Annotated in this window: 17 protein-coding genes; 10 read left to right on the top strand and 7 right to left on the bottom strand. The window is 71.3% G+C overall.

The genetic code is table 11. The features are described 5' to 3' along the window. The 6 genes from ACFWR9_RS40285 to ACFWR9_RS40260 form a co-directional block, all read right to left on the bottom strand. A partial coding sequence (locus ACFWR9_RS40285) for a LuxR C-terminal-related transcriptional regulator (RefSeq protein ID WP_383851935.1) occupies positions 1-1,072 on the bottom strand: 1,072 nt, incomplete at its 3' end. Positions 1,073-1,295: 223 nt separating this feature from the next. Beyond that, positions 1,296-3,974 carry a SpoIIE family protein phosphatase gene (locus tag ACFWR9_RS40280; RefSeq protein ID WP_383851932.1) on the bottom strand — a complete coding sequence of 893 codons (2,679 nt, stop codon included), beginning with the start codon at positions 3,972-3,974 and terminating at the stop codon, positions 1,296-1,298. A gap of 722 nt (positions 3,975-4,696) precedes the next feature. Continuing rightward, on the bottom strand, positions 4,697-6,169 hold the full coding sequence (locus ACFWR9_RS40275; protein WP_383851930.1) for an MFS transporter: 1,473 nt from the start codon (positions 6,167-6,169) through the stop codon (positions 4,697-4,699). Between the two features lie 60 nt (positions 6,170-6,229). Beyond that, on the bottom strand, positions 6,230-7,447 hold the full coding sequence (locus tag ACFWR9_RS40270; RefSeq protein WP_383851928.1) for an NAD(P)/FAD-dependent oxidoreductase: 1,218 nt from the start codon (positions 7,445-7,447) through the stop codon (positions 6,230-6,232). Beyond that, a complete protein-coding gene (locus ACFWR9_RS40265) occupies positions 7,444-7,641 on the bottom strand; it encodes a ferredoxin (RefSeq protein ID WP_383851926.1) in 198 nt (65 codons plus the stop codon). The genes ACFWR9_RS40270 and ACFWR9_RS40265 overlap by 4 nt, the downstream gene beginning before the upstream one ends. 10 nt (positions 7,642-7,651) lie before the next feature. After that, the gene (locus ACFWR9_RS40260) at positions 7,652-8,875 is read right to left on the bottom strand and encodes a cytochrome P450 (RefSeq protein WP_383851923.1); all 1,224 of its coding nucleotides are present in this window, start codon (positions 8,873-8,875) and stop codon (positions 7,652-7,654) included. Between the two features lie 178 nt (positions 8,876-9,053). Here ACFWR9_RS40260 and ACFWR9_RS40255 point away from each other — a divergent pair, with 178 nt between their 5' ends. Next, positions 9,054-9,548: a MarR family winged helix-turn-helix transcriptional regulator gene (locus ACFWR9_RS40255; protein WP_383851920.1), complete on the top strand. Its 495-nt coding sequence runs from the start codon at positions 9,054-9,056 to the stop codon at positions 9,546-9,548. A 359-nt stretch (positions 9,549-9,907) separates the two neighbouring features. Next, positions 9,908-10,738 (top strand): IclR family transcriptional regulator, encoded by an 831-nt coding sequence (locus ACFWR9_RS40250; RefSeq protein ID WP_383851936.1) that lies wholly within the window; start codon positions 9,908-9,910, stop codon positions 10,736-10,738. A gap of 43 nt (positions 10,739-10,781) precedes the next feature. Here the strand turns inward: ACFWR9_RS40250 and ACFWR9_RS40245 are convergent, their stop codons facing one another. Further along, on the bottom strand, positions 10,782-11,354 hold the full coding sequence (locus ACFWR9_RS40245; RefSeq protein WP_383851917.1) for a flavin reductase family protein: 573 nt from the start codon (positions 11,352-11,354) through the stop codon (positions 10,782-10,784). A 311-nt stretch (positions 11,355-11,665) separates the two neighbouring features. Here ACFWR9_RS40245 and ACFWR9_RS40240 point away from each other — a divergent pair, with 311 nt between their 5' ends. From ACFWR9_RS40240 to ACFWR9_RS40205, 8 genes are all read left to right on the top strand, one after another. Continuing rightward, positions 11,666-12,535: an alpha/beta fold hydrolase gene (locus ACFWR9_RS40240; protein ID WP_383851915.1), complete on the top strand. Its 870-nt coding sequence runs from the start codon at positions 11,666-11,668 to the stop codon at positions 12,533-12,535. After that, positions 12,532-14,226: an FAD-binding protein gene (locus ACFWR9_RS40235; protein ID WP_383851912.1), complete on the top strand. Its 1,695-nt coding sequence runs from the start codon at positions 12,532-12,534 to the stop codon at positions 14,224-14,226. Before ACFWR9_RS40240 ends, ACFWR9_RS40235 begins: the two co-directional genes overlap by 4 nt. Beyond that, complete coding sequence (locus ACFWR9_RS40230) at positions 14,223-15,260, top strand: 2Fe-2S iron-sulfur cluster-binding protein (protein WP_383851910.1); 1,038 nt, start codon at positions 14,223-14,225, stop codon at positions 15,258-15,260. Before ACFWR9_RS40235 ends, ACFWR9_RS40230 begins: the two co-directional genes overlap by 4 nt. A gap of 44 nt (positions 15,261-15,304) precedes the next feature. Then, the gene (locus ACFWR9_RS40225) at positions 15,305-16,228 is read left to right on the top strand and encodes an acetaldehyde dehydrogenase (acetylating) (RefSeq protein ID WP_383851908.1); all 924 of its coding nucleotides are present in this window, start codon (positions 15,305-15,307) and stop codon (positions 16,226-16,228) included. A 28-nt stretch (positions 16,229-16,256) separates the two neighbouring features. Then, positions 16,257-17,309, top strand: a complete 1,053-nt coding sequence (gene dmpG, locus ACFWR9_RS40220) for a 4-hydroxy-2-oxovalerate aldolase (protein WP_383851906.1) — start codon at positions 16,257-16,259, stop codon at positions 17,307-17,309. An 8-nt stretch (positions 17,310-17,317) separates the two neighbouring features. Then, complete coding sequence (locus ACFWR9_RS40215) at positions 17,318-18,502, top strand: acyl-CoA dehydrogenase family protein (RefSeq protein ID WP_383851903.1); 1,185 nt, start codon at positions 17,318-17,320, stop codon at positions 18,500-18,502. A 20-nt stretch (positions 18,503-18,522) separates the two neighbouring features. Continuing rightward, entirely contained in the window at positions 18,523-19,455 is a 933-nt protein-coding gene (locus ACFWR9_RS40210) for a VOC family protein (protein ID WP_383851900.1), read from the top strand. Then, the coding region (locus ACFWR9_RS40205; RefSeq protein ID WP_383851898.1) for an FAD-dependent oxidoreductase at positions 19,452-20,042 on the top strand (591 nt) is incomplete at its 3' end. The genes ACFWR9_RS40210 and ACFWR9_RS40205, both read left to right, overlap by 4 nt.

The following is a 20,042-nucleotide window of genomic DNA, read 5'->3' as shown; positions in this document are numbered from 1 at the left end:
GCGCCCTGTGTGGCGCGCCCCGCGCGCCCAACCCCCCACACCCCCCTCGCTGTGCTCCCGGGTGGTGGCGGGGGGGGGGTGGGGGGCGGGGTGTGTTTATACGACCACCCCCCGCCCCCCCCGCCGCGAGCGCGGCCAGCTGGAAGCGGCTGCGGGTACCGAGGCGCTCCTGCAGCCGGGCGACGCGCCGGCCGACCGTGCGCTCGCTGACTCTCATCTCCCGGGCGATGGCGTCGTCGGTCAGGCCGGCGCCCAGGTACATGAGAAGACGCCGGCCGGCGTCGTCCAGCTCGGTGCTCTCCAGCGCGTCGCCGGTGTGGGTGAGGGGGACCCCCATCCGCCAGAAACAGTCGAAGAGAGCGGCGAGCGAGTCGAGGAAACCCGACGGGTGGACGACGATCGCGTGCCTGCGGACATCGCCGCTACCGGGAACGGTGACGATGCCCACGGTGTCGTCCGCGAGATTGAGCGTCACCGGGATCTCCGCGAAGACGCGCGCCTCCTCGCCCCGCGCGATGCACGACTCGATAGCCGTAAGGGCGACCGGGTCGGTGAACACGCGAGAGCTGTAGACCACCTTGAAAGCGACACCACGGTCAAGGGCCTCGAAGGTACCCTCCGGAATCTCGGCAGGAGGGCGCAGCCGGGGCGGACCGACCGGCCCCACATGCAAGGCCCGCACCTCCGACCGCGCCGAGTCCACGAACGCGCGTTCCGTGCGCTCGATGTCCTCCGGATCGGTCAGGACATCGAGGTAGTGATGCGCGGCGGCGCTCTCGGCCCAGACCCGCTGCCATGCGAGCCCTTGCTGCCGCGTCTGTTCGGCCGCAGCCTCCAGCCGCAGGGCCGCCTGGGAGAACGCCGTCCGCGGCGGCAGGGCCACGACCGAACCCGCGCTGCCGCTACGCACGAGGCCCTGTTCGACGAGCCCGTCGACACACACGCCCACAGCGTCCTCGGCAGCGTCGAGTGACAACGCGAGGTCACTGACCGACACCTCGTCGCGGCGGCGCAGGCACCGCTCATAGACCGCGAGTGCGAGACCCTCCAGTGAAAGCTGCCCACCATCCATACGCAGGTTGTACAGGACTCGGCTGACAGGTGGACAGCTGACTTCGGTGGAGGCGTCGCACCTCGTCGGTTGATCATTGACCGCTGTTCCGGCTGGTTCCTGGCACTGCCGTTCAAGTCTGTCGAACGTTGTTGAACTCTGGACCGAGGCGGCTGACCGGTCGGACTTTGAACGTACCCGCGGCTCTTGCTTCCTGGACGCTTGTGGACGCGGTGGGGCTCTTTCAGGGGCCTGCGGTGTCGTCCCACTGGCCGAGCAGAATGTCGCCGAGGTCCGCATCAGGCTCCGCGGCGCCGTTGTGGAGGGCCTGTTCGCTCCAGATGACCTTGCCGCGGGGCAGGTAGCGGGTGCCCCACCGCCGGGCGAACTGGGCGACGAGGAACAGTCCGCGTCCTCCCTCGTCGGTGGTGGCGGCGCGGCGCAGGTGCGGGGAGGTGCTGGAGCCGTCGGAGACCTCGCAGATCAGGGTGCGGTCGTAGAGCATGCGGACGGTGATGGGCTGCGTGCCGTGCCGGATCGCATTGGTGATCAGCTCGCTGAGGATCATCTCGGTGGCGAACGCGATCTCGTCGAGCCCCCAGGCTTCCAGCCGTCGGCTGCACGCCGCGCGGATGGGAGCGACGGCTGCGGGGTCGGAAGGAACCTCCCATGCAGCGACGTTCACGGGATCCAGCCGACGCGTACGGGCCACCAGCAGCGCGATGTCGTCGCCGGGCCGGCCGGGCATCACGACGTTCTCCAGCACCACCGCGCAGGTCTCCTCCGGGGTGCGGCCCCGAGCGGCGGCCAGGGCGGTGCGCAGGGTCTCCAGGCCGGTGTCGAGGTCCCGGCCGCGGCCGGTGACCAGTCCGTCGGTGAAGAGCACCAGCCTTGAGCCCTCCTCCAGGCAGAGCTCGGCTGCCTCAAAGGGCGTCCCGCCGCCCAGTCCGAGCGGCGGGGAGACCGGCACGGCGGGGTAGTCCACCGTGCCGTCCGGGCGGATCAGGGCCGGTCCCGGGTGACCGGCCCTGGCCAGCGTGCACGCCCCGTTCACCGGGTCGTAGACGGCGTACAGACAGGTGGCCCCCGTGACCGCGAGTCCCCCGTGGGCCTCGTCGGGCTCGGTGCCCTTGTCGGCGTCGATGCGGGCGACCAGCTCGTCGAGGTGGCTCAGGAGTTCGTCGGGGGGCAGATCGAGGCTCGAGAAGTTGTGGACGGCGGTGCGAAGCCGGCCCATGGTGGCTGCTGCGTGAAGGCCGTGGCCGACGACGTCGCCGACGACCAGGGCCACCCGAGTGCCGGGCAGCGGGATGACGTCGAACCAGTCGCCGCCCACCCCGGCCTGCGCGGGCAGATACCGGTACGCGAAGTCCAGGGAGGATTGCTCGGGCAGGTCGTGCGGCAGCAGGCTGCGCTGCAGCGTGACGGCCATGGCGTGTTCTCGGGTGTAGCGGCGAGCGTTGTCGACCGCCAGCGCCGCCCGGGCGGCAAGCTCCTCGGCGAAGTGCACGTCCTCCTCACCGAAGGCCTCGGAGCCGTCCGCGCGCCAGAAGTCGACCAGACCCAGCACCACACCGCGCGCCCGCAAGGGCACCGCGATCAGGGAATGGATGTCGTTGTCCAGGCTCCGCCGGGAGCGATCCGGATCCCTCGCCAGGAAACCGGAAGAGACATCCGGGTCCGTATCGAGCTCCGCGCGACCGGATTCCACGGCCCGTGCCTGTGCCGTGCCGACCGCGAAGTCGATCAGCTCACCCACCGGGAGCGGCGGCTGGTCGGCGCGGACACCTCTTGCCGCGACACGCCGCATGACGGTGCTGCTTCCGGGCGGCTCCTCCCCGCGCAGCACCCCGTCCACGAGCTCGACGGTGAGATGGTCGGCGAACCGCGGTACGGCCAGCCGCGACAGTTCCTCGGCGATGTGCACCACATCGAGGCTGGCACCGAGGCGCAGACCGGCGTCGTACAGCAGTCCCAGCCGCTCCCGCGCCACCTCCGCCCGCCCCGACAGCGCCCGCAGCTCGGTGGTGTCCCGCAGCGTGGCCACGCTCCCGGGCTGCCCCCCGTACGGGGCGATCGGACGCTGGTTGACCGCCAGCAGCCGGTCCCCCACGAACACCACCTCGTCCGTCGCGGCCCGCCCCGAGGCCAGCAGCCCGGCCGTTCGCGGCTCCAGACCCAGATCCGTCACCTGGCGCTGCTCGGCATACACCGGAAGATCGAGCAGCCGCCGGGCCTCGTCATTGGCCAGCAGCAGCCGTCCGTCACCTCTGACGACCAGGACGCCCTCCCGCACCGCGTGCAGAACCGCGTCGTGATGCTCGTACATTCGTGTCAACGCTGTCGGACCCAGCCTGCGGGTCTGCCACCGCAGCCGCCGGCTCACCAGCGCCGTGCCGCCCGCGGACAGCGCGAGCACCCCGACCGCGCCCCAGAGAAGGACCGGCAGCCGCTCGGCCACCATGCCGTCCAGATGATCAATCGAGACCCCGGCACTGACGACTCCCACCACCTTGCCTTCACGGTCCGAAACGGGGACCACAACCTGCACCGAGTCCCCCTGGGGCGTACGGACGGTCTCCCTGACGACCTGCCCCTTCAGCGCCGTCCTGAAGTCGGCGGCCATCCGTGTGCCGATGAGTTCCGGCAGGGGGTGGGTGTAGCGGATTCCGTCCGTGTTCGCCACCACGACGAAATCGACGCCCGTCACCTTCCGCGTCTCCTCGGCCCGCGGCTGCAGCAGGGCGGTCGGGTCGTCGGACTTGAGGGACTTCACGATCCACCGAGACGTCGCGACGGTCTGGGCGACGGCGAGCGACCGGCCCACGGCGTCCCGCTCGGCGTCCCTGTGCGCCTGGAACACGAGAGCCACCGTCACGGCCACGATGAGCAGGAATCCAAGTACGACCTGTACGACGAACATGTGCACGGCGATACTCCGCTCGCCCAAGAGGTGGCGGAGACGCTCCCTCAGAGAGCCCCGCGAGGCAGCTCTTGATCGACCGAAGTACCCGGGCACTCTCCCTTTCTAGCACCGATGTCGGGGCGAGGCCGGGAGGCGTCGAGCCTGCCCTCGCGCATCATGATCTCGTGTGCACAGCGCTGTTCGAGGAACGCGAAAACGCGTCGATGTGGATGAGCTTCTGCCGATTGGTGTGGCGGGCGCGCTTTCCCGGGCCGGCGAAGTAGCTGTCGATCTCGCGCGGGTCAGGTGCCAGGGAACGGTGCCGTAGAAGTCGCTGACCTCGATGGCGGGCTTGACCAGCTTGTCGATCGACGAAGGCGCCAGCCCGCCGCGTCCCGGGCCCACTGATACTCCATGAGCGCGTCGACGAGGAAGCTCTCCTCGTCCTGGGCGGACATCCGTGCTTGTTGCCGTCGCTGGGATTGCTGGAGCTGCCGCCAACTTCGTCCCAGCAATTCGCAAATTCCTGGAGATCGAGAATCGGGGGCTCGCTGCGGCTCTGACCTACTGACGAGCACCTTCGCCTCTCCTGGGAGCCCCACGCGGGCGCTTTCCTTGCTCATGAGCTCGGCGGCGGCGCGGCCGATGCCGCTGCCGGAACCGGACCGGTGATGACGGCTACCTCGTCCCGCAGTCTGTTCATGGTGGTGCTCCTTGCTGGTGGGCGGGTGCCCGTGGGGTCAGTGCGTCCCGGCGTCGGCCGGGACGTCGGAGGGCAGGGACTGCTCGCTGCCGGTGGTGTGAGTGGTGTGCCGTGCGGCCGCGCGGGCGCGGGGGATGGCGAGGGTGAGCAGCAGGCCGATCACCGTGGCGCCGATGGCGACCACGTAGGTTATGCGGAATCCGTGCTCGGTCGGAATCTGCACCGGCCCCAGCTGCATGGTCATGTTGGCCAGGATGGCCGCCATGACCGCGCTGGCGGTGGAGGTGCCGATGGATCGCATCAGCGCGTTGACCCCGTTGGCCGAAGCGGTCTCGGTCACGGGGACGGAGTCCATGATCAGCGCGGGCATGGCGGCGTAGGCGATGCCGACGCCGGCGCTGATGATCATCGAGGTGACGACGATCTGCCAGACCTGGGACATGAGCAGTATTCCCGCGCCATAGCCGACGCCGATGACCGCGACGCCCGCGAGCAGCGAAGTACGGGCGCCGTACCGGGCGGTGATGCGGGCGGAGACGGGGGAGAGGGCCATCATGACCAGGCCGCCCGGTGCGAGCGCGAGGCCGGCGGCGAGGACGGACTGCCCCAGGCCGTAGCCGGTCGCCTCGGGCGACTGCAGCAGCTGGGGGAGCGTCAGTGACATGGCGTACATCGCGAAGCCGACCATGATGGACGCCAGGTTGGTGAACAGCACCGGGCGGCGCACGGTGACCCGGAGGTCGACCAGCGGCTGGGACACACGCGTCTCGTACCAGGCCCACAGGGCGAGGACCACGACCCCGGCCGCGAACAGGCCCAGTGTCGTGCCGCTGGTCCAGCCCCAGTCGCCGCCCTTGGTGACGGGCAGCAGCAGGAGTACGAGCCCGGCGGCAAGTCCGGCCGCGCCCAGGGCGTCGAACCGGCCGGGGGAGAGGTTGGGGGACTCCGACAGCAGCAGGATCACCAGCAGCAGGCAGACGGTACCGAGGGCGGCGGCGAGCCAGAACAGCACGTGCCAGTTCGCGTTCTGGACGATGGCCGCCGACACCGGCAGGCCGATCGCGCCGCCGACGCCGAGGGTCGCGCTGACCAGCGACACGGCGCTGCCCACCCGGGCGGCCGGCAGTTCGTCGCGCAGGATGCTGATGCCGACGGGTATGACACCGGTGGCCAGGCCCTGCAGCGCCCGGCCGACGATCACCGGGACCAGGCTGTCGGAGACGGCACAGACGACGGAGCCCGCGACGAGCACGAGCAGAGAGACGACGAGGACGCGTCGCTTGCCGAACATGTCGCCCAGGCGTCCGGCGATGGGGGTGACCACGGCCGCCGCGAGAAGCGTGGCCGTGATCACCCAGGAGGCGTCGGAGGGGGAGGCGTTGAGCAGCTCGGGCAGTCGGGGAATGATCGGTACGACGAGCGTCTGCATGAGCGACACGACGATGCCGCTCAGGGCGATCACGGCGGTGATCGAGCCCGGCCCCCGCGTGCGGGTGGCGGTGGGTGACAAGAGGGTTCTCCTTGAGGATGTTCGCGGTGGGCGGAGGTGTGGGGCGGGGGTGGCGTGCCGTCAGCCGGCGCTTGTGGCGGCGGCCAACGGAGCGCCGACAGGGGCCGGTGCCGGGTCGGTGAGCAGTTCCCGGCGCAGGCGCATGGCCTGTCTCGGGTTGTTCCAGCCGAGTACGGCGCATACGCGCCCGTCCGTGCGGTAGACCCCGGTGAAGCGGTCGTGCTCCGTGTCGGCCTCATGCGCATCGAACTCCGCATCGGGCGTGATCAGCCCGTGTACGACGATCTTGTTCGGTCCCTGGTCCGTCCAGAAGAACGGCGCCCGGTCCAACTCCCGGTGCTCGCCCAGCAGATCGGCCGCGACGACGCGGGCCTGGTCGCTCGCGTGCATCCGGTGCTCCAGTCGCAGGTGCCGGCCGCTCGACGGCTGGTACCAGGCGGCCACGTCACCGCAGGCGTGGACGCGGGGTGCGGCCCGGCCGGTGGCGTCACATCGGATGCCATCGCTCAGGTCGAGGTTCGTCACGGAGAGCCACCCGGTGTCCGGCCGTGAGCCGATCGCGACGAGGACGGTCTCGGCGGGCAGTCGGGTGCCGTCGTCCAGCAGGACGTCGAGGTCGCCGCCCCTGGGCAGCCCGTCACCCTCGCGCACTGAGTGGACGGCGACCTGGGTCAGCACGGTGGCACCCGCCGCGGCGAGCCGCTCCCCGGCGAGCGAACCGACCCGGTCGCCGAGTCCCGGCAGCACCGTGGTCGTGGGCGTCACCAGGGTGACGCCGCAGCCGAGTGCCAGGGCCGTCCACGCCGTCTCGGTGCCCAGGAACCCACCGCCCACCACCACCAGTCGCTGCCCCGGCAGCAGTCGTGCGCCCAGGGCCCGCGCGTCGTCGAGCGTCTTGAGCGTCAGGGCGCCGGTGAGGCCGGCGGTACCGGGCAGGGTGCGAGGTGTCACGCCGGTGGCGACCACGAGGTCCGAGTACGGCAGGACCGTTCCGCCGTCCAGGGTGACGGTGCGCGCGGCGAGGTCCGCGGCGACGGCGCGGCGGCCCCGGTAGGCGGTGGCGTCGAGGCGGTCCAGGACGTCCGGGCCGGCGAGCCAGAGCTGAGCTGCCTCCGCCTCGCCCGCCAGGAAGCGCTTGGACAGGGGCGGCCGGTCGTAGGGCGGGTGGTTCTCCCCGCCCACGAGGGTGAGGGCCCCGTCGTACCCGAGGTGCCGCAGTTCCTCCGCCACGGTCAGGCCGGCGGCGCCTGTGCCGACGACGACGATGTGCCGGCTCACCGGCCGTCCGTCACGATCGCCGCGGCGGGGCAGACCCGCGCGGCCTCCTGGACACGGGCGCGCTCGCCATCGGGGGTATGTTCGGCGAGCAGGACGGCGACCCCGTCCTCGTCGCGCTGGTCGAACACGTCCGGGGCGACCAGGACGCACTGCCCGGCCCCGACGCACTTGCCTTCGTCGATGATGATCTTCATGGTGGGCCTCCTACCAGGCGACGGTGAAAGAGTTGAGTCCGTGGACGCGGCTGTGCCGTTTGACGTCGTACGGGCCGGGCTCGTCGGCCGCCCGCAGGGTGGGCACCCTGGTGAACAGGGTGCGGAACGTCAGCAGTAGTTCGAGGCGGGCAAGCGCCTGACCCAGGCACTGGTGCGTGCCGTGGCTGAAGGCGAGGTGCCCCCGGGCGGCACGCCGCACGTCGAAGATGTCCGGGTCGTCGAAGGCTGCGGCATCCCGGTTGGCGGACGGCAGGGAGATCAGCACGCCGTCGCCGGGACGGAGCGTGCAGCCACCCACCGTCATCTCCTCGCGCACCGCGAACTGGCGAGGGTGCTGAGCGACGGACAGGTACCGCAGCACCTCTTCGACGGCCTCCGCCTGAGCGGTCTCGTCGGCGGCCAGGAACAGGTCGCGCTGCTCGGGATGGCGCAGGAACAGAGCGGTGCCCAGACCGATCATGTTGCCCGTGGTCTCGAAACCCGCGACCAGCAGCGTTATCGCGATGGTGACCAGTTCCGCGTGGCCGATCGTGCCAGGCAGCACCAGGTCCCGGGCCAGTTGCGACAGCACGTCGTCTCCGTCGGAGCGGCGCGTCTTCTCCGCCACCAGGGCGTCCAGGTATTCGGCCAGCTCGTTCAGCGCCACCCGCACGGCGTCGGGATCGGTGTCACCGGCCAGGGCACGCGCGGCGGCGCCCTGGAAGAAGGCGTGGTCGGCATAGGGCACGCCGAGCAGCAGGCAGATGACGCGGGAAGGGATCGGCCGGGCCACCAGTTCGACCAGGTCGGCCGGTGACCCGGCCCCGAGCAGGTCGTCGACGGCCTCGTCGACCGTCCGCTGGATGTCCTCGCGCAGCGCGTTCACGCGCTTGACCGTGAAGTGCCGGGTGAGCCGGCGCCGCTGCGTCAGGTGATCGGGGTCGTCTGTGCGGATAAGGGTCTCGACCTTGTCGTCCCGCTGCTGGACGTCGCCGGGGCTGAAGAGGGGGAAGCCGGGGCTGTCGAAGCGAGCCGAGAGGGCCGGGCTCGACAGCAAGACCTTGGCGTCGTCGTACCGGGTGACCAACCGCGGCCGGGCGCCTTCCAGGGCCCGGACCCGCGGCAGGCCGGGGACGGCGCGGAGCCGCCCGAACTCGGCGGGCGGGCTGAACGGGCAGGCGCGTGCTGCGGGGTAGGCGATCGCGGGTTCGTCCTCGGACGGGTGGGCGCTCACGCGGTACTCCATTCCTCGGGTGAGGGGCAGGGGCTGAGCCCCGACCGGCTGTGCATCGTGCATTAGATGTGCACCATACATATGAAGTGCATCATGCACAATCGGGCCCCTGAGAGACGGCCTCGCGGCGGGCGTGCGCGATGATGGGGCTACATGTCGGTACGGGAAGGGGCAGGGCATGAACGAGCAGGAGCGTCGGCTGGGCGAGCTGGAAAGGGAGCTGACCCTTCTGTCACGTCACTTCTTGGCGTCTCGTGGTTCACGCATCGGTCAGACTCTGGACCGCTCGGCGTACGTGTTGCTCACCCGGCTGGAGACCAGTGAACCGCTCAGTCTCAAGGAGCTGGCCCACACGTTTCAGGTCGACGTCTCGACCATCAATCGCCAGGTCAGCGCCATGCTGAAGAACGGCCTGGTGGAACGCATTCCGGACCCCGACGGCGGCATCGCGCGCAAGTTCCGGCCCACCGGGCTGGGGCTCGAGCGCCTGCGGGCCGATCGCGCCGTCGGTATCGAGGGCGCCGCCCGCCTCGTCGACGCGACCGGCTGGACGCCGGAGGCGACCCAGACGTTCCTGACGCTGCTGGTCCAGCTCAACGGGGGCATCGCGCAGCTCGAAGGGCTGTCGTGGCCCGACGCCCGGCACGTCGACGGTGAGGTGGAGAAGGGCTGACCAGTGTCTTGCCTTGTGGCCTTCTCGTTCGCGGGGTGCGCTGATGTAAACCGAGAACCGCCGTGAGTGGCGCAAGGACCTCTACATCTCCCTCGCCGCACGGCATCGGCAGGACCTGAGGCTGGCCGGCGCGGGTGAGTCGTCGGCCCGGAGCGGGGTGCGGAGGTTGGCGCCGCGCCCATCCGTGTCCGGGCTCTGCCGGCGAAAGAGTCTCGCCGGATCCCTTCACCCGGACGCGGAGCGCTGTTACCTTCCAGAAAACAAGAATTCATTTCAGTCTGTGACTGGAGGCTCCCATGGCGGCTGCCGAGGTTGTTCCCACCGTCCACGCGCCGGTCCGTCGCGAGTTGCCGCCGTCGATGGTCGAGCGGGTGACGCTGATCATGGACGTGTTCGAGGGCCGGACCGCCCGGCTGTCCCTGGAAGAGGTGGCCCGGTGCACGCAACTGCCCAGGTCGACGGCGCACCGGATCCTCGACCAGCTGGTGCGGCTGCGCTGGCTCGAGCACAACGGCCTCGGGTACTGTCTGGGCCGCCGGGCCCTCGGTCTCGGCGGCGGGGACGGCGCGCACAGCAGGATCCGCGAGGTCGCCGCCGCCCGCCTGCACCATCTGCAGATCAGAACCGGGCTGGTCGTTCACCTGGCCGTCCTGGACGGCGCGGAGGTGTACTACCTGGACAAGGTCGGCGGCCGTTTCGCCACCACCGTTCCCTCGCGCGTCGGCGGTCGGGCACCGGCCCACTCCACCGCGCTGGGCAAGGCCATGCTGGCCTGGCTCGAGCCGGAGGACGTCGAGACGAGGGCGGGTGGGTCCATCGGCCGGCTGACCCAGCGCACCATCAGCGACGTGGGCACCCTGCACCAGGAGCTCAACCGCATCCGACGTCGGCACGGTCTGGCGTTCGAGCGTGGCGAGTGCTTCCCGGACATCGCGTGCGTCGCCACGGCCGTCCGTGGTCCCGAGGGACCGGTTGCAGCGATCTCCCTGGTGGGGGACGCTTGGTCCCCCCTGGAGAAGGTGGCGCCCCTGGTGGTGGACGCGGCCCGGCAGGTGTCGGACGAACTGTTCCCCGCCGTGAGCAGGCCAGGCAGGTCGCCGCGCCGTGCCTCGGCCGAGCCGGAGCAGACGTGGTCCGCGCAGACCATGGATCGCCTGCTCGCCGCGGGGCAGTACGGGGACTGGCAGTAGGACCCTCCCGCCGCGCACCCGGGTCGGCGGGACGGGGATCCCCTCAGCCCCAGTGGTCGCCCCAGCCCCACAGGTCCGGGACGGCCACGCGGGGCGCGGGCCTGTCGACGCCGAAGCCGCCCCGGAAGAAGAGCATCGGCTCCCGGTCGGTCACCGTCTCCAGAGCAAGGACCCGGCCCACCACCACGTCGTGGTCACCCGCGGTGTGCACGCTGTACACGTCGGCGTGCACCCGTGTCAGGACCCCCGGCAGGGACGGCGTGCCCCAGCGGGACAGCTCCCAGTCGAGCCCGTCGTACTTGCGGCCCTTGCTCGACCCGAACCGCCCGCACAGGTCCGCCTGCTCGGCTGCCAGGATGTTGACGGCGAACCGGCCCGACTCCCTGATCCTCGGCCAGGCGCGTCCCCGGTGGTCGGCGCAGAACAGCACCAGGGCCGGTTCCAGCGAGACGGAAGCGAAGGACTGGCAGGCGAAACCGACCGGGACGCCGTCCCCGCCCACCCCCGTCACCACCGTGACCCCGGAGGCGAAGGTGCCCAGGACATGGCGCATACGCAAGGGTGTCGGCTCGGTCTCCTCGACGGCCTCGGGCGGGGACAGGGACTCGGCGGTCATCGGTTCACCTCGGGGGACGGTCCGGTGATGTGCCCGGAGCGGGCAGGGTGCCGAAGCTAGGACACCGGCCGACGGCCCCGACTCGCGCTCCCGTTGAGTGGAACGGCCTTCGCCCCGGGCCCGGCCGGCCCGGGCGGCGTCCTCCTCGTGGGCCCCATCCCGCTGACCGAGACGTGCACCGCGCCTCCTGGCGGGCCGTGGCTACGGTCCAGTCACCGATCACACGGCACCGTGGCCGCCCGCAGCCGGCGGCCACCCGGAAGCAGCCGGTCACCAGGACCATCGATCACCGAGGTCAACCGAGGGCAGGGATGATGACGGAGCTGAGTCACGACTCCACATTGCGCCAGCTACCCACCGAACAGGGCGTGCTGCGCTATCACGAGGCCGGAGACGGCCCGCCCCTGCTGCTGTTGCACGGTTCGGGTCCGGGCGTCACCGGCTGGCGCAACTACCGCCACAACCTGGCCGCGTTCGCCGAGCACTTCCGCTGCCTCGTCCTGGAGTTCCCCGGATTCGGGGTGAGTGATCCCGCCGACGGCCACCCGATGGCGACCGCGGCCTCGGCGGTCACCCGGTTCCTGGACGGCCTCGGCCTCCAGCAGGTCGACGTCGTCGGCAACTCCATGGGCGGCATCGTCGGCACCCGCTTCGCACTCGGCCACCCCGACCGGGTGCGCCGTCTGGTGACGATCGGCGGCATCGGCCGCAACGTGTTCAGTCCGGGGCCCGGCGAAGGCATCAAGTTGCTCACCGAGTTCACCGACGCGCCCTCCCGCGAGGGCCTGGTGCGCTGGCTGCACTCCATGGTGTACGACCCGGCGCTGGTCACCGAGGAGCTGATCGAGGAGCGGTGGGCGCAGGCCACCGACCCGGAGACGCTCGCCAGTGCCCGCCTGATGTACGGAAGCGAGGCCTTCGCCGCCCGGGCCGCCGCCGCGGCCGACTCCGACGAGGCCCCGTACTGGGCGCTGCTGCACCGGCTGAAGGCCAGGACGCTGCTCACCTGGGGCCGCGACGACCGCGTCAGCCCCGTCGACATGGCCCTCCTGCCCATGCGCACCATCCCGGACGCCGAACTGCACGTCTTCCCCGACTGCGGGCACTGGGTGATGATCGAGCAGAAGGCCGCCTGGGAGAGCGCCGTCCTCGCCTTCCTGACCCGCAAGGACGCGGCGTGAGCGCCCCCGCCCGGCAGGGCTGGGACGAGGAGTTCGACTTCGTGGTCGTCGGCAGCGGCGGGGGCGGTATGGCGGCCGCGCTGACCGCCGCGGACAGCGGCCTGAGCACCGTCGTGGTCGAGAAGGGCCCGATGTACGGCGGCACGACCGGCATCTCCGGTGGCGGCATCTGGATCCCCAACAACCCCACCCTGCGCGCCAAGGGGCACGACGACAGTCGCGAGTCCATCCGCCGCTATCTGGCCCGGCTCACCGAGGGCCGGGTGCCGGCCGCCCGGCTCGACGCCTATGTCGACCAGGGGCCGGCTGCCATGGAACTGCTCGGACGCAGCAGGTGGATGCGCTTCTACTGGACCAAGGGTTACTCCGACTACCACCCGGAGTACGAGGGCGGCCGCCCCCGCGGCCGGTCCATCGAGGCGATCCCCTTCGACACCCGCAAGCTCGGCGAGGACGAGAAGTACCAGCGGCCCAACAGCCTCAAAGGGCCCCTCGGTCTCTGGGTCACCGGCAAGGACTACCACGACCTGGCCATGGTCAAGCGGACCTGGCGTGGACGCTGGGCCTCGGTCGTCGCCGCCTGGCGGGTCTCCTCCAACGTGGTACGCCGCCGCCACATGTCCACCGGAGGCCGGGCCCTGGTGGCCCGTATGCGGATGGCGCTGAAGGACGCCGGTGTGCCGGTCTGGCTGCGCAGTCCGATGAGTGAACTCGTCGTCGACGAGGCCGGCAGAGTCACCGGCGTCGTCGTGGACGGCGACGGCCGGACGGTCCGCGTCCGCGCCCGGTACGGCCTCTTGCTCGCCACCGGCGGTTTCGACCACAACCAGGAGATGCGGGAGAAGTATCTGCCCGAGGGCGGCCGGGACAACCACAGCGCCGGAGCCGTCGAGAACGTCGGCGACGGCATCCTGGCCGGGCAGGCCCTCGGCGCCGCCCTGGACTTCATGGACGACGCCTGGTGGATGCCGTCCGTGCACCACCCCTCCGGCGCGACCATCCCGCTGGTCTCCGAGCGCTGCATCCCACCTTCGGTGATCGTCTCCGGTGAGGGGCGGCGCTTCACCAACGAGTCGTCGCCGTACGTCAACTTCATCCACGACCAGCTGGCCGGCGGGCACGTTCCCGCCTGGTTCGTGATGGACGCGAAGGCCCGCTCCCGCTACCCCTTCGCCCAGATCCTGCCCGGCATGCCGTTCCCCAAGGCGTTCTACGACAACGGCACCGTCCACCGCGCCGACAGCATCGGCGAACTGGCCGGGAAGATCGGCGTGCCGAGTGACGCGCTGACGGAGACCGTGGCGCGGTTCAACGGCTTCGCGCGCACCGGCAAGGACACCGACTTCGGCCGCGGCGACAGCGCCTACGACCGCTACTACGGCGACCCGACCCTGAAGAACCCCAACCTCGACGAGATCGACAAGGCCCCCTTCTACGCCGTACGCATCGAGGCGGGCGACCTCGGCACCAAGGGCGGCCTGGTCTGCGACGAGCACAGCCGCGTGCTGCGCGACGACGGCTCGGTGATCGCCGGGCTGTACGCCACGGGCAACACCACGGCGTCCGTCATGGGCAACGAGTACGCCGGTCCGGGTGCCACCATCGGCCCGTCCATCGTGTTCGGCCACATCGCCGCCCGGCACGCGGCCGCCGCCCGCACCGGGTCCGTCACCGCCGGGGACGTGCCATGAGCACGGGGCCGCTGGCCGTACGCGTGGTCAAGGTGATCCGGGAGACGGCCGACGCGCACTCGCTGGTCCTGGAGCCCGCCGAGGAGGACCGGGCCGCGTTCGCCTACCGGCCCGGCCAGTTCCTCACCGTGCGGGTGCCCTCCGAGCGGGACGGCGGCGCCGCCCGCTGCTACTCGCTGTGCAGCTCCCCGGTCCGCGACGAACTGCTGAAGGTCACCGTCAAGCGCACGGCGAGCGGCTACGCCTCCCACTGGATCTGCGACCACGTCACCGAGGGCGACACCCTCCAGGTGCTGCGGCCCGCGGGCACCTTCACCCCCGACTCGCTCGACGGCGACTTCCTCCTCTTCGCCGCGGGCAGCGGCATCACCCCGGTCATGTCGATCCTCGCGTCCGCCCTGCACGCCGGGACCGGCAGGGTCGCCCTCGTCTACGCCAACCGGGACGAGCGCAACGTCATCTTCCGCGACGAACTGACCGCGCTGGCAAGGGAGTACGGTGACCGGCTGACCGTCCTGCACTGGCTGGAGTCCCTCCAGGGCCGACCCACCGCGGCGGGTCTGCGGGCCCTCGCCGGTCCGTACGCCGCCCGCCCCGCCTTCGTCTGCGGGCCGGGCCCCTTCATGGACCTCGCCACGGGTGCCCTCGCCGACCTGGGGGTACCTGCCGGCCGTATCACCGTCGAGCGGTTCACCTCGCTGACCGGCGACCCCTTCGCGGTGCCGGACAGTGCCCCGGAGGCGGACACCGACGGGCCGGTCAGCACGGCCGAAGTGGAGCTGGACGGTGTCACCCGCACCGTCGACTGGCCGCGGGGCAAACCCCTGCTCGACGTGCTCCTCGCGGCCGGACTCGACGCCCCCTACTCCTGCCGGGAGGGCGCGTGCAGCGCCTGCGCCTGCCTCCTCGTGGAGGGCGAGGTCGTCATGGAGCGCAACGAGGTACTCGACGCCCAGGACCTGGCCGACGGACTCGTCCTCGCCTGCCAGGCCCGCCCGGTCAGCGACCGGCTGAAGGTCACCTACGACGGCTGACCGCCCTCCCGTCCCCTCTCCCTTCTCCCCTCCCCTCGACTCGGATGAGGTTCGAAACAGTGACCAAGGCGACCGCCGCGATCGTCGGCTCCGGCAACATCGGCACCGACCTGATGTACAAGCTGCTGCGCTCCGAGGCCATCGAGCCGCGCTGGATGATCGGCATCGACGCGCAGAGCCCCGGCCTCAAGCGCGCCGCCGACCAAGGACTGCACACCGGCGCCGACGGCGTCGAACCGCTGCTGTCCGGCACCGAGCGGCCCGACCTGGTCTTCGAGGCCACCTCCGCCCACGTCCACAAGGCCAACGCGCCCCGGTACGCCGAACTCGGCATCCAGGCCATCGACCTGACCCCCGCCGCCATCGGCCCCGCCGTCGTGCCCGCCGTCAACCTCGGCGACCACCTCGACGCCCCGAACGTCTCCCTCATCACCTGCGGCGGACAGGCCACCATCCCGATCGTGCACGCCGTCTCCCGGGTCACCGAAGTGCCCTACGCGGAGATCGTCGCCAGCGTCGCCTCGCCCTCCGCCGGTCCCGGCACCCGCGCCAACATCGACGAGTTCACCCTCACCACGAGCCAGGGCATCGAGACCATCGGCGGCGCCGCCAAGGGCAAGGCCATCATCATCCTCAACCCGGCCGAACCCCCGATGCTCATGCAGGACACCGTCTTCTGTGCGATCCCCGCCGACGCCGACCACGCCGCCGTCAGCGCGTCCATCCACGAGACCGTCGCCAAGGTCGCCTCCTATGTGCCCGGCTACCGGCTGCGCACCGAGCCGCAGTTCGACGAGCCGACCCCGGTCAGCGGCGGACTCGCCCGCGTGGCGGTGTTCCTGGAGGTGGAGGGCGCGGGCGACTTCCTGCCCCCGTACTCCGGGAACCTCGACATCATGACCGCCGCCGCCACCAAGGTCGGCGAGGGCTTCGCCCAGCGGATCACCGCCCGCCGCGCCGGTGTCTGAGACCCGCTCACCGAGGAGTACACGAGTCATGCCCTACAGCACCGACCTGGACATCCGCGTCACCGACTCGTCCCTGAGGGACGGCTCGCACGCCAAGCAGCACCAGTTCACCGTCGACCACGTCACCTCCATCGTGGCCGCCCTCGACGACGCGGGCGTCCCCGTCATCGAGGTCACGCACGGCGACGGCCTCGGCGGGTCCTCCTTCAACTACGGCTTCAGCCACACCCCCGAGCAGGAGCTGATCAAGGCCGCGGTGAAAACCGCGCAGCACGCGAAGATCGCCTTCCTCATGCTGCCCGGCCTCGGCCTCCAGGACGACATCCGCGAGGCCGCCGACAATGGCGCCTCGATCTGCCGGATCGCCACCCACTGCACCGAGGCCGACATCGCCGTCCAGCACTTCGGCCTCGCCCGCGAACTGGGCCTGGAGACCGTCGGGTTCCTGATGATGTCGCACAGCAGGCCGCCCGAGGAACTTGCCCGGCAGGCCCGCGTCATGGCCGACGCCGGCTGCCAGTGCGTCTATGTCGTCGACTCCGCCGGCGCCCTCGTCATGGAGGACACGAGCGACCGCGTCGCCGCCCTGGTCGCCGAACTCGGCGACGACGCCCAGGTCGGCTTCCACGGCCACGAGAACCTCGGCCTCGGCGTCGCCAACTCGGTGCTCGCCGTGCGTGCCGGAGCCACCCAGATCGACGGCTCCACCCGGCGGTTCGGCGCGGGCGCGGGCAACACCCCCGTCGAGGGGTTCGCCGCCGTCGCCGAGCGCCTGGGCATCCGTACCGGCATCGACGTACTGAAGATCGTCGACGCGGCCGAGGACGTCGTGCGGCCCGTCATGGACGGCGAGTGCCTGCTCGACCGCATGTCGCTGACGATGGGCTACGCCGGTGTCTACTCCAGCTTCCTGAAGCACGCCGCCCGCCAGGCCGACAAGTACGGGGTGTCCGGCGCCGAGATCCTGCTGGAGGCCGGACGCCGCAAGCTCGTCGGCGGCCAGGAGGACCAGCTCATCGAGATCGCGGTCGGCCTCGCCGAGAGGGACCGCACCACCGCACCGACCTCCCCGGGGAAGTGAGCACAGCCATGACCAATCCCGTACTCGAGGCCGTCGAGGCACGTGCCGACGAGATCCGCGCCCTCGGCCCCGCCAACGAAGCGCTCGGCCGGCTCGACGACCAGGCCGCCAAGATCCTGCGGGACGTCGGCGCCATCCGCATGCTCCAGCCCAAGACCTACGGCGGACTCGAACTTCACCCGCGCGAGTTCGCCGAGACCGTCATGCGGATCGCCGCCTGCGACGGCGCCACCGGCTGGGTCGCCGGCGTCGTCGGCGTGCACCCGTGGGAGATGGCGATGGCCGACCCGCGGGTCCAGGAGGAGGTCTGGGGCGAGGACCACGACACCTGGATCGCCTCCCCGTACGCACCGATGGGCCTGCTCAAGCCCGTCGACGGCGGCTTCGTGTTCAACGGACGCTGGCAGTTCTCCTCCGGCACCGACCACTGTGAGTGGATCTTCCTCGGCGGCTTCCTCGCCGACGCCGACGGCAACCGCCTGAACCCTCCGCAGTCCGTGCACGTGATCCTGCCGCGCGCCGACTACGAGATCGTCGAGGACTCCTGGGACGTGGTCGGACTGCGCGGCACCGGCAGCAAGGACGTCGTCGTCAAGGACGCCTTCGTGCCCGCGTACCGGGTCATCGAGTACGCCAAGGTGGTGGACGGCTCCCTGGCCGCCGAGTCGGGCCTGACGAACCCCGCCTACCGGCTGCCGTTCTCCGCCGCCTTCCCGCTCGGCATCACCTCCGCCGTCATCGGCATGTGCGAGGGGGCCCAGCCACACCACCTCGCCTACCAGCGCGACCGCGTGCAGATCACCGGGCAGGCCGTGCGGGACGACCCGTACGTCCTCTACGCCGTCGGCGACGCGGCGGCCGAGATCGCCGCCTCCCGCGCCGCGCTCCTTGACAACGTCTGCCGGATGTACGACATGGTCGCCGCCGGACAGGAGATCACCTTCGAGCGCCGTGCCGTCGGCCGCCGCACCCAGGCCGCCGCCGCCTGGCGCGCGGTCCGCGCGGTCGACGAGATCGTGGCCCGCTCCGGCGGCAACGCCATGCGGCTCGACAACCCGATCCAGCGCTTCTGGCGCGACGTGCACACGGGCCTGGCGCACGCCATCCACGTGCCCGGGTCCGTCTTCCACGCCTCCGCCCTGACGGAGATCGGCGTGGAGCCGCCGCACGGCCCGATGCGCTCGATGATCTGAGGACGAAGGAGAAGACGCACATGACGCAGATCCGAGGACTCGGCTACCTCCGGGTCCAGACCCGTGACATCGACCGCTGGCGCGAACTGACCGTGGACGCGCTCGGGTTCGCCGAGGGATCCGGACCGGACCCCGACGGCCTGTACCTGCGGATGGACGAGCGCCGCGCCCGGCTCGTCGTCCTGCCCGGCGACACCGACCGCGTGCTGTCCGTCGGCTGGGAGGTGCGCGACCAGTTCGCCCTGGACGCGGTCGGCCGCGCCGTCGAAGCGTCCGGTACGGCCGTGAAGATGCTCAGCCAGGAGGAGGCCGACGACCGGGGAGTGGAGGCTGCCCTCGCCTTCGAGGACCCGGCGGGCGTGCCCGTCGAGGTGTTCTTCGCGCCGATCCTCGACCACAGTCCCGTGCTGACCGGCCTCGGGCAGCGGTTCGTCACCGGCGGCCAGGGCATGGGGCACGTCGTGCTGCCCACCACCGCCATGGACGACACGGTAGTCTTCTACACCGAGGTGCTCGGCTTCCTGCCGCGCGGCGGGATCCGGCTCAGCGGCCAGTCGCCCGACGCGCCGCCCCGGCGGGTGCGCTTCATGGGCGTCAACGAACGCCACCACAGCCTCGCCGTCTGCCCCGCCCCGCACAGCGGCGAGCCCGGCCTGGTGCACCTCATGGTCGAGGTGGACACCCTCGACGCAGTCGGCCGCGCCCTCGACAACGTGAACGGACGGGGCTTCTCGCTCTCCTCCACGCTGGGCCGGCACACCAACGACAAGATGGTCTCCTTCTACGTGCGCGCCCCCGGCGGCTGGGACATCGAGTACGGCTGCGACGGCATGCGCGTCGACGAACGGCACTACACCGCCGAGGAGATCACCGCCGACAGCTACTGGGGCCACGACTGGTCCGGCTCCGAGCCGCTCGCCGCCTTCACCCCGCCGCCGGGAACGAACACGTGAGCACGGCGCAGCCGGTGACGCCCGTCCGCGCCCAGGCCGTCACCCGCTGGGCCGCCGAGACCGATGTCCTGGTCGTCGGCTTCGGCTGTGCCGGAGCCGCCGCCGCGTTCGAGGCCGCGTCCGCCGGCGCCGACGTCCTGGTCCTGGAACGGGCGGGCGGCCCCGGCGGATCGTCGGCCCTGTCGGGCGGCGAGTTGTACCTGGGCGGCGGAACCGAGGTGCAGAAGGCGTGCGGCTTCGAGGACAGCCCGGAAGAGATGTTCGGCTACCTCCAGTCGGCCCTCGGACCGCACGCCGACGAGGAAAAGCTGCGCCTGTACTGCGAGGAGAGCGTCGCCCACTTCCAGTGGTTCGTGGACCGGGGGCTGACCTTCGAGCCGACCCTGTGGGACGCGCCGACCTGGATGCCGACCACCCGGGACGGTCTGATGTGGCTGGGCGAGAACGCCTGGCCGTACAACGAGATCGCCCGGCCCGCGCCCCGCGGCCACCGCACGGCCACCGAGGCGTTCGGCGGCTGGCTGGTGATGGAGAAGAGGGTGGCCGCCCCCCAGGGGGGCGGCGCGGGGACCCACGCCGACCCCCAG

This window comes from Streptomyces sp. NPDC058534 (assembly GCF_042717365.1).
Classification (GTDB): domain Bacteria; phylum Actinomycetota; class Actinomycetes; order Streptomycetales; family Streptomycetaceae; genus Streptomyces.
Note: the sequence above shows the minus strand (reverse complement) of the source record. Positions and strands in the feature narration are given on the sequence as shown.